This window comes from Candidatus Neomarinimicrobiota bacterium, from assembly GCA_018647265.1.
Taxonomy (GTDB): domain Bacteria; phylum Fidelibacterota; class Marinisomatia; order Marinisomatales; family TCS55; genus TCS55.
In genome coordinates, this window is sequence record JABGTK010000071.1 from 1 (window position 1) to 14,017 (window position 14,017).

The window sequence follows — 14,017 nt, forward strand, 5'->3', positions numbered from 1 at the left end:
ATTTTAACTGTATTTAAACATCACTTGGCAAAATATACTGTACCAGCTTATGCCCTGCTGCAGGGATTGGCATTGGGGGGTATTTCCAAATTTTTTGAAAGCATGTATCCCGGGATTGTGAACCAAGCTGTCATGCTTACATTTGGAACATTGGGCGCTCTACTTTTGGCATATAGTTCCGGTCTTATCAAGGCAACGGAAAATTTCAAGTTGGGTGTTGTTGCCGCCACTGGCGGGATTGCTTTCGTCTATTTGATTAGTTGGATTCTGGGAATGTTTGGTGTTGGTGTTCCCGTCATACATGGCAATTCAAATATGAGTATTTTATTCAGCATCGGCGTAGTAATCATCGCCGCATTGAATTTAGTTCTGGATTTTGATTTCATTGAAGAGGGTGCGGAAAAAGGCGCCCCAAAATACATGGAATGGTATGGGGCCTTCGGACTTTTGGTCACCTTGATTTGGCTCTATCTAGAAATTCTACGGCTCTTGGCCAAACTCTCATCTAGGAGGAATTAATCTATGAAAAGTATCCGATATATTTTAGGTGGTATTGCATTCACATTCGTAGCATTCTTGGCAATAACTCAATCTGTTGATGCAAAACCAAAAGAAAAATTTGCTTTAGTAATCCACGGCGGTGCGGGAACAATTACCCGCAAAAATATGACGGCCGAAAAAGAAGCCGCTTACCGCGCCAAACTAGAAGAAGCGCTACAGACCGGATATAAAATTCTCAATGAAGACGGCACTGCTATGGATGCGGTGGAAGCGACTATTCATATTATGGAAGATTCTCCCCTTTTCAATGCAGGAAAAGGTGCTGTTTTTACTAACGCTGGAACCAATGAACTGGACGCAGCTATCATGAATGGTGCGGACTTAAAAGCAGGGGCCGTGGCCGGCGTGAAAACGGTAAAGAATCCCATATCTGCCGCGCGGAAGGTAATGGAAGAAACTTGGCATGTTCTATTAGCCGGCAAAGGTGCCGATAAGTTTGCTGAAGAACAAGGGCTTGAAATTGTGGATCCAAAATATTTTCATACGGAGCGTCGTTGGAAGGCCATCCAAAAAATGAAAGCCAATGAGCAGGAAAAATACGGCACTGTAGGCTGTGTTGCATTGGATAAAGATGGTAATATCGCCGCCGGTACTTCCACCGGGGGAATGACCAACAAACGCTGGGGCCGCGTAGGTGATGTGCCTATCATTGGTGCCGGGACTTACGCCAACAATAAAACCTGTGCCGTTTCCGCCACGGGCACGGGGGAATATTTTATCCGCGCTGCGGTGGCCCATGATATTTCTGCCCTAATGGAATACAAACGCTATTCACTCAAAAAATCCTCCCAAAAAGCGATCGATAAAGTGGGGAAACTGGGTGGTTCCGGTGGTGTGATTGCAATCGATGCCAAAGGAAATATCGCCATGCCCTTCAACACTAAAGGTATGTACCGGGGCTATATCAAAAGTGACGGAAATCCTGTTACGCTGATTTATAAGGACGAATAATCTTTGGGCAGAATGGCCCACAATACAAATTCTGACAATTAACATCTTTTGGGGAATTCTAAACGGGATTCCCCTTTATTATTTGTACATTCCCGAGCTTTTTTTGACCCAATTATTTCACTTTTGAGTAACGTAAATTTGCGCGGTGAAATACAATAAAACTATTTAGGAACTTCGGAGAAAAAATCAATGACGCCATCTAGAGGCACAGTAGGAGTAAAACGAGGATATATCATTCCAATAGGCGGTGCCGAAAGCAAACGCCGTGACCCGGTCATCCTAGAAAAATTTGTTGGAATATCTGGCGGAAATGATGCAACCATTGTTGTGATTCCCACCGCCACTAAAGTGGAAGAAAATGGTAGCCGCTATGTGGATATATTTATGGGAATGGGTGTGAAAAAAGTCCATTGTTTAAACATTACTAAACGTACCGACTGCAATCGGGACGATTATCTGTCTATCTTAGAAGAAGCAACAGGCATCTTTATTTCCGGTGGCAATCAACTCCGCCTCTCCACCATTTTAGGCGGCACTGCCGTTGCCCAATTAATTCGCCGTTTAAATGCCGATGGCGTACACGTTGCCGGGACATCTGCCGGCGCCGCCATTATGCCGGAACATATGATATCCGGTGGCCGATCCGGAAGTACACCGACTCCTCGCAGTGTTTCATTAAGTCCCGGATTGGGACTGACCAATAGTGTGGTGGTAGATCAACATTTCCGCCAAAGGGACCGTCTCGGCCGTATCCTGGCCGCCATTGCTTACAGTCCTTTTCTAACTGGCGTAGGCATTGATGAAAACACAGCTATTTTTATTGATCCAAATAATTCATTCGAAGTGGTGGGCGACGGCGGCGTTACAGTTATAGATCCTTCTGCAATTAACTATTCCAACATGAGTGAAACAGACCGCAATGAAGCCGTCAGCATCACCGGGGTTAAACTCCACATTCTTACCCATGGCGATTTTTATAACCTCAACACCCACACACCCCACATCCCTGAGCTCAAGCCTGAAAGTGCCGATTCCCTGTCCTAACCTTTTAATAGGAATATTAATATGAAAATTCTATCAACAAATATTTACGTCGGACCCAATGTTTTTGCCCGCTTTCCTGTCATCCGCCACGTCATTGACTTGGGAATTCTCGAAGATTGGCCTACAAGGAAACTAGGTAAACCATTTACAAATGCACTTGTAGAAGCACTCCCGGGATTGAAAGAGCACGGTTGTTCCTTCCGTGAAGAAGGTGGCTTTATCCGTAGGATGACTGAAGATGAAGGTACCTGGCTCGGTCACGTATGGGAACATGTTGCTATTGAATTGCAAAATATCGCCGGTTCTGATGTGACTTTTGGCAAAACCCGTTCTACAGGTAAAAAAGGTCAATACAATATGGTCTTTCAATACCTTCAACGGAATGTTGGCCGTGAGGCCAGCGAACTTGCACGCACATTAATCCTGTCTTTATTACCGAAAGAATTACAATCCGAGATTAATGGTGTTAAAGCTGATTTTAATTTTGAAGAGGCGAGAGATGAGTTTATCCGCTATGCGCAAAAGTTTGATTTCGGACCGAGTACCGGTTCCATTGTAAAAGCAGCTGAAGAAAGAGACATCCCATGGCTGCGCCTAAACGAATATAGTCTTGTGCAATTTGGCCATGGTAAATATCAAAAGCGCATACAAGCCACCGTTACTAATGAAACTAAACATATTGCAGTAGAAATTGCCAGCGACAAGGATGATACTAATTCACTATTGAATTATTTGGGCCTTCCAGTACCTATTCAAAAATTGGTTTACAGTGTAAAACAGGCCATTAGCCAAGCAAACCGCATCGGTTACCCCGTAGTGCTAAAACCATTGAATGCCAATCACGGCCGTGGTGTATCTATAAATTTAACAACGGATGAACAAGTAGAAGTAGCCTTTGAACAGGCACAAAAGAGAGGTACAAGTAGAAGCGTTTTAGTCGAAAGTTTTATCACTGGATTTGACCATCGAATGCTGGTGGTAGATGGAAAATTGATTGCCGTTGCCAAACGAGTCCCCGGCCACGTAAAGGGCGATGGGAAACATACCATTCAAGAATTGGTAGGCATTGTGAATGAAGATCCGCTCCGTGGGATTGGCCATGAAAAAGTTCTTACCCAAATTCAGATTGACCAACAGGCAGAACGATTAATGTCAGCCAAAGGATATGATGTTAATACTATCCTGAAAAAAGATGAAATATTATATCTCCGCTCCACAGCTAATTTATCTACCGGCGGTACAGCCATAGATTTAACCGATGTGGTTCACCCAGACAATCGTTCAATGGCTGAAAGAGCAGTGAAAGCAATTGGCCTTGATGTGGGTGGTGTTGATTTTTTAACAGATGATATTACCCAATCACACCGAAGTATCGGAGGTGCCATTGTGGAGGTGAACGCAGCACCGGGCTTCCGGATGCACGTCGCTCCCAGCAAAGGTGAGCCTCGAGATGTTGCCGGCCCTGTTATGGATATGCTTTTTCCTGCTGAATCCCCGAGCCGCATACCCATTGCAGCCATCACCGGGACTAACGGTAAAACAACGACCACACGGATGCTGGCTCATATTATGAAAACAGCAGGCCATACGGTTGGGTACACTACAACAGACGGTGTTTATATTGATGGACATGTTACGGTAAAAGGTGATATGACCGGTCCCCAAAGTGCCCAAATGGTACTCCGGGATCCTGATGTAGATATGGCTGTTTTAGAGACTGCGCGGGGTGGGTTACTCCGATCAGGACTCGGATATGAAAGAAGTGATGTATCTGCATGTTTGAATGTTTCTGCAGATCACTTGGGCCTCCGCGGCATCGATACAGTTGAACAATTGGCAGAAGTAAAACGGGTAGTTGTCGAAGTAGCAACAGACACGGCCGTCCTCAATGCGGATGATGAACACTGCCTCAAAATGGCAGATTACACCAAAGCTGAACATCTCTGTTATGTGACCATGAATCCAGCTCACCAGTTGGTAAAACAGCATATTCAAGCCGGCGGTCGCGCCGTAGTTCTTGAAAAAGGGATTAATGGAGATATGATTACTTTTTACGATAAAGGCGCCCATATCCCCTTATTATGGACCCATTTAATTCCCGCTACTTTAGAGGGCAAAGCAGTTCATAATGTGCAAAATGCCATGTTTGCCGCCGCGCTGGCCTTTAGTCTCGGCAAGGATTTGGATGACATTAGTCACGGGCTGCGAACTTTTAACCAGTCCTTCTTCCAGGCTCCGGGTAAAATGAATATTTTTGAGGAACATCCATTTAAAGTGATTTTGGATTATGCCCACAATCCCGCCGCTGTTACAGCCATTTCTGAATTGGTTAGCCGATTGGATGTTTCCGGAAAACGGATAGCTGTTCTGTCTGCACCAGGTGACCGCCGAGATGAAGACATCCAGGAAATCGCAAAGATCGCCGCCAATCATTTTGACCATTTTATCTGCAAAGCAGACGACAGTCGTCGTGGACGCGACGTTGACGAAGTCCCTCAAATCATGAAGGCTGCTTTGATTGAATCGGGCATTAATACCAAAAACATCGATATCGTTCCCGATGAAAAAAATGCCGTTCAGGCCGCATTGAATTTGGGAATCGAGGGTGACCTAATCCTTATTTTAGGTGATGAAATTACGCGCTGCTGGAAACAAATTATCCATTTTGAATCGGGTGAAAGCCAATCGGGGAATAGCGATGGAGACAGCAATTTTTCCGGCGTTCAACTGGATGAATCCAAATTTTCTTTAGATGAAGGACAAGCCATCATTTCCGATGAACGAGGTGTTCGTTTGGCCAAAGAAGAGTCAGACTGATTTTTTATCGGCATTAATTCGTCGAATGAAATTTAAATTTATACCTATTTTTATTGACCCCTCTTTCCAGCCTGCCGGCAGGCATGCAATTCTCCCCTACATAGGGGAGATGGTAAAAGGGCTCTATTTTGCAATCCAATCTTTTTTTCCCTATCTTAGGGAGATAATTTGGTTATCTTCTTCAAGATTACCGCTTAAATGAATCTCATCGACTCCCGTAGAATTACAGGCCCCAGCCTGTTCACAGAAAAATCCGGCGCCATGTTGGAGGTTGACGTTTCTGAAAATAAAGTTGATCAAATGATCTCAGATTGGGAATTGTCCATTCAACAATTTCTTTCAGCCCTTGGATGGGAAAATGAAATCACCCAATTTAGAATTTATGATGGTGGTGCTAGTCTTTTCATGAGTGCTCCCATTGATGCCCTTTATGCGGCCTGTGAAGTAAACGAATCGGCATTTAATTTTTCCCGCCCTGAAAATAAGCTTTTGTTTGATGACCAAGTTTCGCAGCTAGGGGAACTCATTAATGAGGAATTAGATCCTATGATTCTTGGTTTGAGAGATGCGGCAATAAACCATGGCATAAAATTCTTACAGTCTGATGAAATCATTTCAGTGGGTTCAGGCACAGGTGTAAAATCCTTTAATGTAGATGCAATACCCCATCCCAATCAAATTAATTGGGATTCAGTTCATGATATACCATCTGTTTTGGTTACGGGTACAAACGGAAAATCAACAACCGTTCGCCTCATGGAAGCCATCCTTTCTGAAGCGGAAATAAAAGCTGGTGCTTCCTCGACCGATGGCATTCGTGTCAATAGGGAAACGATTGAAAAAGGCGATTACTCTGGTCCTGAAGGTGCTCGATCTACCATGCGAAACAAGGCAGTAGAAACAGCCGTTTTAGAAGTCGCGAGAGGTGGAATCTTACGGCGAGGCCTCCCTGTTTATGATGTGGATGCGGCCCTTATTACAAATATCGCCGAAGACCATTTTGGTGATTACGGTGTGAATTCGATTGCCGAAATGGCACAAACAAAATTTATCGTAAGCAAAGGATTGGCCAAAAATGGGACCCTTGTTTTAAATGGTGATGACGATGCAATCATTGCCTTTTCAAAAACCATTTCAAAAAATATTTGTTGGTTTAGTCTAACATCTGAAAACCCTCAAATTCAAAACCATATAAATTCTGGTGGCCAAGCCGCCTTTTTAGATGGAGAAGAAATATTTTATAGTGAGAATGGGACTTCTACCCCAATCATGAATGTAAAAGATATCCCAATTACCATGAACGGGACAGCTCGATATAATATTGCAAACTGTTTGGGTACGATCTGCCTAGCAAAAGCATTGAATATCAATAATGATGCTATTTTATCAGGGTTAAAAAAATTCACAAATTCTTTTGAAAATAACCCTGGGCGGGGAAATTATTTTGAGAAGAAGGGCGTATCTATTCTTATGGATTTTGCCCACAATCCCCATGGTGTAAGTGCTTTAATAGATGTCGCAAAGCGATTCAAAGCAAAACGAAAACTTATTCTTATGAGCCAAGCCGGTGACCGTAGCAATTTGGACATTCAAAATTTCGTGAATGAAGCTATGACCTTGAACCCCGATCGAGTTCATATTGCAGAAATGAGTGAAACATATCTCCGGGGCCGAGAATTGGGTGAAGTTCCTGATGTATTTAAAAATGCTTTTTTATCTCATGGGTTGGAAGATAAATCCATTAAATTATTTCCGGATAATCTGACAGGTGTAAAGGCTGCGCTGGACTGGGCAAAGGACGGCGATTTTCTTCTTCTTCTTGTATTGGATACAATGGTTGAATGCAACCAGCTCATTCAACAATTTGATTAAAAGCGCCTAAGGGCGCTTTTTTTATACCCCTAACCAATATAATTTCCTCGACTGTTTAATGAGGATTATTAATTGAAAAAAAGATTTAATTGGAATAAGTGGACGAGGAAGACTCACTATTGGGGCGCTTTTGTAATTCTCCTACCCGTTTCCGTTATATTCACTTCAGGAATATTCCTTCAGCTAAAAAAGGAAATTAATTGGATTCAACCACCCACAGTATCAGGCGGCCTATCTAATAATTTTTCTGTCTCTTTCGATGATATTCTTGCTGCGGTTCAATCAGTGGAAGAAGCAAAAATTCAATCCTGGAATGATGTAGATCGATTGGATGTTCGCGTTGAAAAGGGCGTTGTGAAGGTTCGGGGAAAAAACCGTTGGGAAGTCCAAGTGGATACCCATACGGGTGAAGTTCTCCATGTGGCTTATCGCCGTTCTGATTTAATTGAGTCTATCCATGATGGGTCCTGGTTTCATGAAAAAGTAAAACTATGGATCTTCCTCCCCTCCGGCATTATCCTTTTGACTCTTTGGATCACGGGCCTTTATATGGTCATCCTCCCCTACACAGTAAAATGGAAACGGAAGCGGATTAAGTGAAATCCTTCATATCTTATTTATCTATACTCCTTATTTCATGTGCGGCGCCTAATTATGATATTATAATCAAAAATGGTCAAGTAGCCGATGGCGCTGGTGGTGAACTTTTTCAAGCTAATATTTATATCCGTGAAGGGAAAATCATTTCAGTAGGAGACCAACCCAACGCAGTAGCACCTCAAATTCTAGATGCCACCGGATTGATCATTGCTCCCGGTTTCATCGATATGCACACCCATTCCGAGCGGAAAAGTCCCAAAATTCCCAGTGTAGAAAATTACCTTCAACAAGGTGTTACAACTATGGTAGGCGGTAACTGCGGAAGCTCCCCCCTTCCCATTATCGATTTTATTGCCAAAACTGAAGCAATCGGAATCGGGCCCAACCTTGCCCTTTTGGTAGGACATAATACTGTGCGAAAAGAGGTTATGGGTACTGAAAACAGGTTGGCTACGGAAACAGAATTAGAAGAAATGCAATCATTAATTCAATCAGCCATGGATGAAGGTGCTTTTGGGTTGTCTACTGGATTGAAGTATATCCCTGGTGCCTATTCCAATACGACAGAAGTGGTGGCACTTGCATCCACTGTTTCCAAGAATGGTGGTTTTTATGCCACCCATATGCGAGAGGAAGGAATCGGGCTACTCGAATCAGTACAGGAAGCCATTGATATTGGTCGACGTTCGGATTTGCCGGTACAGATTTCCCATCACAAAGCAGTTGGGAAATCCACTTGGGGCAAAAGTAAAAAGACACTAGAATTGGTTGACCTGGCGCGGACCGAAGGTATTGATGTAACGGTAGATCAATATCCTTACACCGCCACTAGCACCACATTAACAGTCGTCTTCCCCGCATGGTCCTTAGCCGGCGGTATGGAAAAATTAAAAGAACGATTGAATGACCCCATCCAACGGAAAAAGGTCAAGGATGGCATTGTTTGGAATATTGTCTATGACCGCGGCGGTGGCGATCCGGCCAGTATCGTAATCGCTAACTATCCTACCAATACAGATTATAATGGCATGAACTTGGCCCAAATCACTGAACTAAAAGGTAAACCTCCAACGCCTGAAAATGCCGCCGAAGTGTTAATGAATTTAGTATATGCTGGAGGCGGATCGGGCATTTACCATTGCCTTAATGAAGAGGATGTAAAACGGATTATGGCACATCCTTTTGTGATGCATGCATCAGATGGTAGCACAATTGAATTTGGCAAAGCACAGCCCCATCCAAGAAGTTATGGCACTTATCCCAGGGTTTTAAGTCGATACGTCCGGGAACAGGGGATTATTTCACTCCCTGAATCAATTCGTAAAATGACAAAACTCCCAGCGGATGTTTTAGGACTAAAAGATCGTGGCCAAATCAAGAATAACTTTTGGGCCGACTTAGTGGTTTTCAATCCCAACACAATTATTGATAATGCCACTTGGGAAAATCCCCACCAATATCCATCGGGAATTTCTTGGGTTATCGTTAATGGCAAAATTGCCGTTGATCACGGAACATGGACTGACTCTCTACCGGGAAAAGTCCTGAAACATCGTCCCTAAAATTTTGAAGAATAAATTCGATTTCAGATTACACCATGTTTCGTTTTAATTTCCCACACATTTTATCTCTTCAAAAACAATAACAAGAAAACATGAAAAAAATATTCATCTCTTTTTTAATCTTTTTACTATCTTGCACTTCACTGAAAATTGAAAAATCAGTATATAATAGTAAAAGCCTAATATGGGAAAAAGGCGCTATGGTAAGTGCCGCCAACCCACATGCTGTAGATGCGGCAATTGAAATTCTAAAAAAAGGTGGAAGTGCTGTAGATGCGGCAATCGCTGCACATGTAGTCTTGGGCCTAGTTGAACCTCAAAGTTCAGGACTTGGCGGCGGAGGATTTATGCTCAATTATAATTTTAACTCTAGATCCTTAACCTTTATAGATGGTAGAGAAACGGCTCCTACAAAAGCTACCGTTGAGATGTTCATGAATGGGGATACGGTAATGCCATTCCTTGAAGCTAGCCAAAGCGGCAAAGCGGTGGGTGTTCCAGGCGCAGTGGCTTTATATACTACGGCACATGAACAATCAGGAAAGTTACCTTGGTCAAAACTTTTTGAATACGCAATAAATCTTGCTGAGGATGGTTTTGTAGTTTCTCCTCGGTTGGCAGGATTCATTGACCTCGCCCAAAATCGTGGCAGACTTTCAATCAATAGAGGATCAAAAGATTATTTTTACCCAAATGGTGTACCACTAAAAAGTGGTGATATTTTAAAAAATCCTCAATATGCAGAAACGTTAAGACGTATTTCAAAAGAGGGACCGTCTGCATTTTATTCTGGTCTAATTGCAAGTGCAATCGTTAATGCGGTACAAGCCGAACCAAGCCCCGGCAGCCTTGAACTTTCTGATCTTATAAATTATAAAACCGTTATACGACCCGTTATTTGTGGCCCATTTAAAGATATGAATATTTGTACCACATCACCGCCCTCATCAGGTGCTGCACAGATCATGATAGCCGGATTATATAATAATCTAATTAAACCCGGTGATGACCAATCTACAAAGGTCGTTGCTTTTGTAGATGCACAGCGCTTGGCTTATGCCGATAGAGATCATTATTTTGGTGACCCTGATGAAGTTGATATTCCTATTGATGCTTTGATTAATCCAAAATATTTAAGACATAGAGCTCGTGAAAAATTTAGGCCAAATCAATTACCTTTCCATGGTGATCCATCAGCAGTTTTTGATACTTTGGCGAATATACCCTCATGGGGTAGAGACAAAACTGAAGAAGCTGCCGGAACAACTCACTTATCAATCATTGATTCAGAGGGAAATGCAGTTTCAATGACCGCTACTGTTGAAAGTGCATTTGGCTCTCACAGATGGGCCGCTGGATTTCTATTAAATAATGAGATGACCGATTTTTCAAGAGATGTTCCAAAAGATGGTTCGCCTGTAGCAAATGCAGTTTCGCCAAATAGAAGGCCAAGATCTTCTATGTCTCCCACTATGGTTTTTGATAAATTTGATAATCTATTAATGATTACTGGATCACCCGGCGGAAATTCCATTCCAGCCTATGTCTCTAAAACGATTATTGGCATTTTTGATTGGGGTTTGGACGCGCAAGCAGCAGTTGATTTTCCCAATATAGTTGCTCGCGGAGAAAAAGTGAAAGTGGAAATGTCTTCTGCCAAGGGAGAAAAAATTGCTCAAACCTTAAAAGAAAATGGCTACAATGTTGTAGACTTTCGGCAGAGTGAAGTCTCTGGAATACATTTAATCGTTGTATTACAAAACAGATTAGATGGGGCAGCTGATAAAAGACGCGAAGGGAAAGTCCGTACTCTAAAAGACTAATTAAAGATATCAAAATAAAGAAAAAGAATATCCCAATGAAATTAAAATCAAGTATTGTCAGTATTGTTATTGGAATGGCCACAATAGCATATTCATCCCACCCTCTCCCTGTTTTTGGGAAGAATGGCATGGTCGTTTCCACCAGCCGGCAAGCGTCTGAAGTGGGGATTGAAATCCTGAAAATGGGCGGCAACGCCGTTGATGCAGCGGCAGCGGTGGGCTTTGCCTTAGCAGTCACATCTTCATCGAATGGCAATATTGGTGGTGGCGGATTTATGGTCAGTCGCTTTGCTGATGGAAAAACTTTTACACTCGATTATAGAGAAATGGCCCCAGCCAATGCCCATAGAGACATGTACCTAGATGATAAAGGTAATATTATTAAAGGAAAATCCTTAAATGGTCATTTTGCTTCTGGTGTCCCGGGTTCTGTCGATGGTTTACTTCGAGCTTGGCGGGACCATGGTTCAGGAAAAATCTCGTTAAAACAATTGATGGCACCGGCAATCAAACTCGCTGATAAGGGATTTGAGCTCACCTTTTATGAAGCAGAAAGATTTAATAGGAATAAGGCCCGTTTAAGCATGCATCCCGAGACAAAACGGATATTTACAAGAGATGATCGGGAATGGGAAGTGGGGGATAAATTTGTCCAAAGGGATTTAGCCAAAACGTTGAAACGAATCGCAAAATATGGTGCAGATGGTTTTTATAAAGGAAAAACTGCTGATTTAATAGTGGCGGAAATGGATGCGGTGGATGGCTGGATTACCCACAAAGATTTAGAAAATTATATTTCTAAGTATAGAGATCCTATCGCTGGAGCTTTTGAGGAATATGATATTATTTCTATGGGGCCACCCAGTTCTGGTGGTATCCTTTTGGTGCAAATGTTAAACATGGTAAATGAAATTAAAAATTTGCCTGCGGATATTTCCGTGGATATGAGTTTTAATTCCTCAGATTATATCCATGCTCTAACAGAAATTGAACGTCGCGCTTATGCTGACCGTGCAGAACATTTAGGTGATATCGATTTTTGGAATGTTCCCACTAAAATGCTTGTTTCTCAATCCTATGCAAAAGACCGCATAAAAAATATTGATTTTGCTAAAGCAACACCCTCCGATGATGTAAAACATGGAGATGGCCCTGTAAAAGAGAGTGAAGAAACCACCCATTATTCTGTGGTAGATAAAGATGGGAATGCTGTCTCTGTTACAACAACAATCAATTGGGGTTATGGTAATGGTGTTACCGTTACTGGCGCAGGCTTCCTTTTAAATAATGAAATGGATGATTTTTCAAGTAAACCGGGCGTGCCAAATGTATTTGGTCTCATAGGAAATAAAGCAAATGCAATTGAACCTAAAAAGCGGCCCTTAAGTTCTATGACCCCTACGATTGTATTGAAAGATGATAAGCCCTTTTTAGTCCTCGGTACGCCAGGGGGAGCAACTATCATTACAACCGTCTTTCAAAATATTTTAAATGTTGCACTCCATGGTATGGATATTAAAGAAGCGGTCTCATCTCCCCGAATCCATTCACAATGGCTACCGGATATGGTTTTTTATGAAAAGTACGGATTATCAAGTGATGTAGTCAAAAATTTAAAATCTCGTGGACACGATATGAAACTCCGTGGCAACATTGGTGAAGCGAATGGAATTATGATTAATGAAAAAGGGTATTGGGGAGGCGCAGATTCTAGAGGCGAAAATACTGCCGCGGGCTACTAAAGCTATAACTTCAATTCAGAAATAATATTTTTCAAAAGGCTGGTGAATTTTTTACCGGCCTTTCTTGCTGTATCAACTACTTCTTCATGATTAAGGGCATGGGGTGAAATCCCAGCCGCATAATTGGTTAAACAAGAAATGGTCAGAACTTTCATCCCCAGTTCACCAGCGGTAATAATTTCAGGGACAGTACTCATACCAACAGCATCCCCTCCCATTCTCTGCATATCTACGATTTCAGCCGGTGTCTCATAAGAGGGCCCCAACGTCCAACAATAATTCCCTGTGGCCAATTTAAACCCAAGTTTTTCCGCTGAAGATTTTGTCAAGTCAATCAGCCCCTTATCATGATAGGGCGTTCCAGTAAATAATTTTGGATCCTCGGGGCTATGGCGATATGTACAATCCATGTGACCGGTGATTGCCATAAGGGTTCCCGGTGGACAATTAATATTCATTGAACCGGAAGAATTAGTTATAATCAAATGATCTACACCCAATTTTGAAAATAATCGAATTGGGATTGTAATGGTATCAAAATCATATCCTTCATAATAATGGAAACGACCTTTGGCTACAATCAACTCAACATTGTTCATAGTACCGATTGCAAGTTCTCCCGAGTGGCCTTCAATAGTTGATTCTGGATATCCTGGAATCTCTTCATAAGAGATGATTGATTGACTTTTCAACTCATCGGCAAATGCACCCAATCCAGATCCCAAGACAACTGCAACGCGGCCATTAAAATTTGAATGATCAACAACATGTTCTGCCATTAAATCAATATTTATCATGCTACTTCCTTTATAGCTAATTGTCCACAGCCAGCATCAATGTCTGTCCCCTTACTCCATCGTACCGTTACCGTAAATGGTGCATCTATTAGGGATTTTAAAAATGTATGAATTACACTTTCTTCTGGCCGAGTATAAACACCGCCAATTTCATTATAGGGAATCACATTTACTTTACAAGGCAATGATTGGAGCATTTCAATAAGACGGATTCCATCCTCCGGGGAATCATTTATTCCGCGAAGAAG

At 42.3% G+C, this 14,017-nt stretch carries 11 protein-coding genes; 9 read left to right on the forward strand and 2 right to left on the reverse strand.

Going from position 1 to position 14,017, the window contains the following annotated elements; translation table 11 throughout:
• The 9 genes from HN459_04270 to ggt (HN459_04310) form a co-directional block, all read left to right on the forward strand.
• Positions 1–519 (forward strand): Bax inhibitor-1/YccA family protein (locus HN459_04270; protein MBT3478659.1); only part of this gene is annotated, 519 nt, incomplete at its 5' end.
• Positions 520–522: 3 nt separating this feature from the next.
• Complete coding sequence (locus HN459_04275) at positions 523–1,512, forward strand: isoaspartyl peptidase/L-asparaginase (protein ID MBT3478660.1); 990 nt, start codon at positions 523–525, stop codon at positions 1,510–1,512.
• A 189-nt stretch (positions 1,513–1,701) separates the two neighbouring features.
• A complete protein-coding gene (locus HN459_04280; GenBank protein ID MBT3478661.1) occupies positions 1,702–2,556 on the forward strand; it encodes a cyanophycinase in 855 nt (284 codons plus the stop codon).
• Between the two features lie 21 nt (positions 2,557–2,577).
• The gene (gene cphA / locus HN459_04285) at positions 2,578–5,373 is read left to right on the forward strand and encodes a cyanophycin synthetase (protein MBT3478662.1); all 2,796 of its coding nucleotides are present in this window, start codon (positions 2,578–2,580) and stop codon (positions 5,371–5,373) included.
• A gap of 198 nt (positions 5,374–5,571) precedes the next feature.
• The gene (locus HN459_04290; GenBank protein MBT3478663.1) at positions 5,572–7,245 is read left to right on the forward strand and encodes a Mur ligase; all 1,674 of its coding nucleotides are present in this window, start codon (positions 5,572–5,574) and stop codon (positions 7,243–7,245) included.
• A gap of 72 nt (positions 7,246–7,317) precedes the next feature.
• Positions 7,318–7,845: a PepSY domain-containing protein gene (locus HN459_04295; protein MBT3478664.1), complete on the forward strand. Its 528-nt coding sequence runs from the start codon at positions 7,318–7,320 to the stop codon at positions 7,843–7,845.
• A complete protein-coding gene (locus tag HN459_04300) occupies positions 7,842–9,407 on the forward strand; it encodes a D-aminoacylase (protein MBT3478665.1) in 1,566 nt (521 codons plus the stop codon). Before HN459_04295 ends, HN459_04300 begins: the two co-directional genes overlap by 4 nt.
• Positions 9,408–9,499: 92 nt before the next feature.
• Complete coding sequence (gene ggt, locus HN459_04305) at positions 9,500–11,230, forward strand: gamma-glutamyltransferase (GenBank protein ID MBT3478666.1); 1,731 nt, start codon at positions 9,500–9,502, stop codon at positions 11,228–11,230.
• Between the two features lie 35 nt (positions 11,231–11,265).
• A complete protein-coding gene (ggt, locus tag HN459_04310) occupies positions 11,266–12,972 on the forward strand; it encodes a gamma-glutamyltransferase (protein MBT3478667.1) in 1,707 nt (568 codons plus the stop codon).
• 2 nt (positions 12,973–12,974) lie between these two features.
• On the opposite strand, the gene HN459_04315 is transcribed toward ggt (HN459_04310), so the two are convergent.
• Both HN459_04315 and HN459_04320 read right to left on the reverse strand, forming a co-directional pair.
• Positions 12,975–13,769, reverse strand: coding sequence for a purine-nucleoside phosphorylase (locus tag HN459_04315; protein MBT3478668.1), 795 nt, complete (start codon positions 13,767–13,769; stop codon positions 12,975–12,977).
• Positions 13,766–14,017: 23S rRNA (adenine(2503)-C(2))-methyltransferase RlmN (locus tag HN459_04320; protein MBT3478669.1), on the reverse strand; the 252-nt coding region annotated here is incomplete at its 5' end. The genes HN459_04315 and HN459_04320, both read right to left, overlap by 4 nt.

What these genes read in the sequence shown, in the direction of transcription:
- HN459_04280 (MBT3478661.1), top strand. Translation starts at nt 1,702, where the DNA reads ATGACGCCATCTAGAGGCACAGTAGGAGTAAAACGAGGATATATCATT.
- HN459_04290 (MBT3478663.1), top strand. Translation starts at nt 5,572, where the DNA reads ATGAATCTCATCGACTCCCGTAGAATTACAGGCCCCAGCCTGTTCACA.
- HN459_04275 (MBT3478660.1), top strand. Translation starts at nt 523, where the DNA reads ATGAAAAGTATCCGATATATTTTAGGTGGTATTGCATTCACATTCGTA.
- cphA (MBT3478662.1), top strand. Translation starts at nt 2,578, where the DNA reads ATGAAAATTCTATCAACAAATATTTACGTCGGACCCAATGTTTTTGCC.
- HN459_04315 (MBT3478668.1), bottom strand. Translation starts at nt 13,769, where the DNA reads ATGATAAATATTGATTTAATGGCAGAACATGTTGTTGATCATTCAAAT.
- ggt (MBT3478667.1), top strand. Translation starts at nt 11,266, where the DNA reads ATGAAATTAAAATCAAGTATTGTCAGTATTGTTATTGGAATGGCCACA.
- ggt (MBT3478666.1), top strand. Translation starts at nt 9,500, where the DNA reads ATGAAAAAAATATTCATCTCTTTTTTAATCTTTTTACTATCTTGCACT.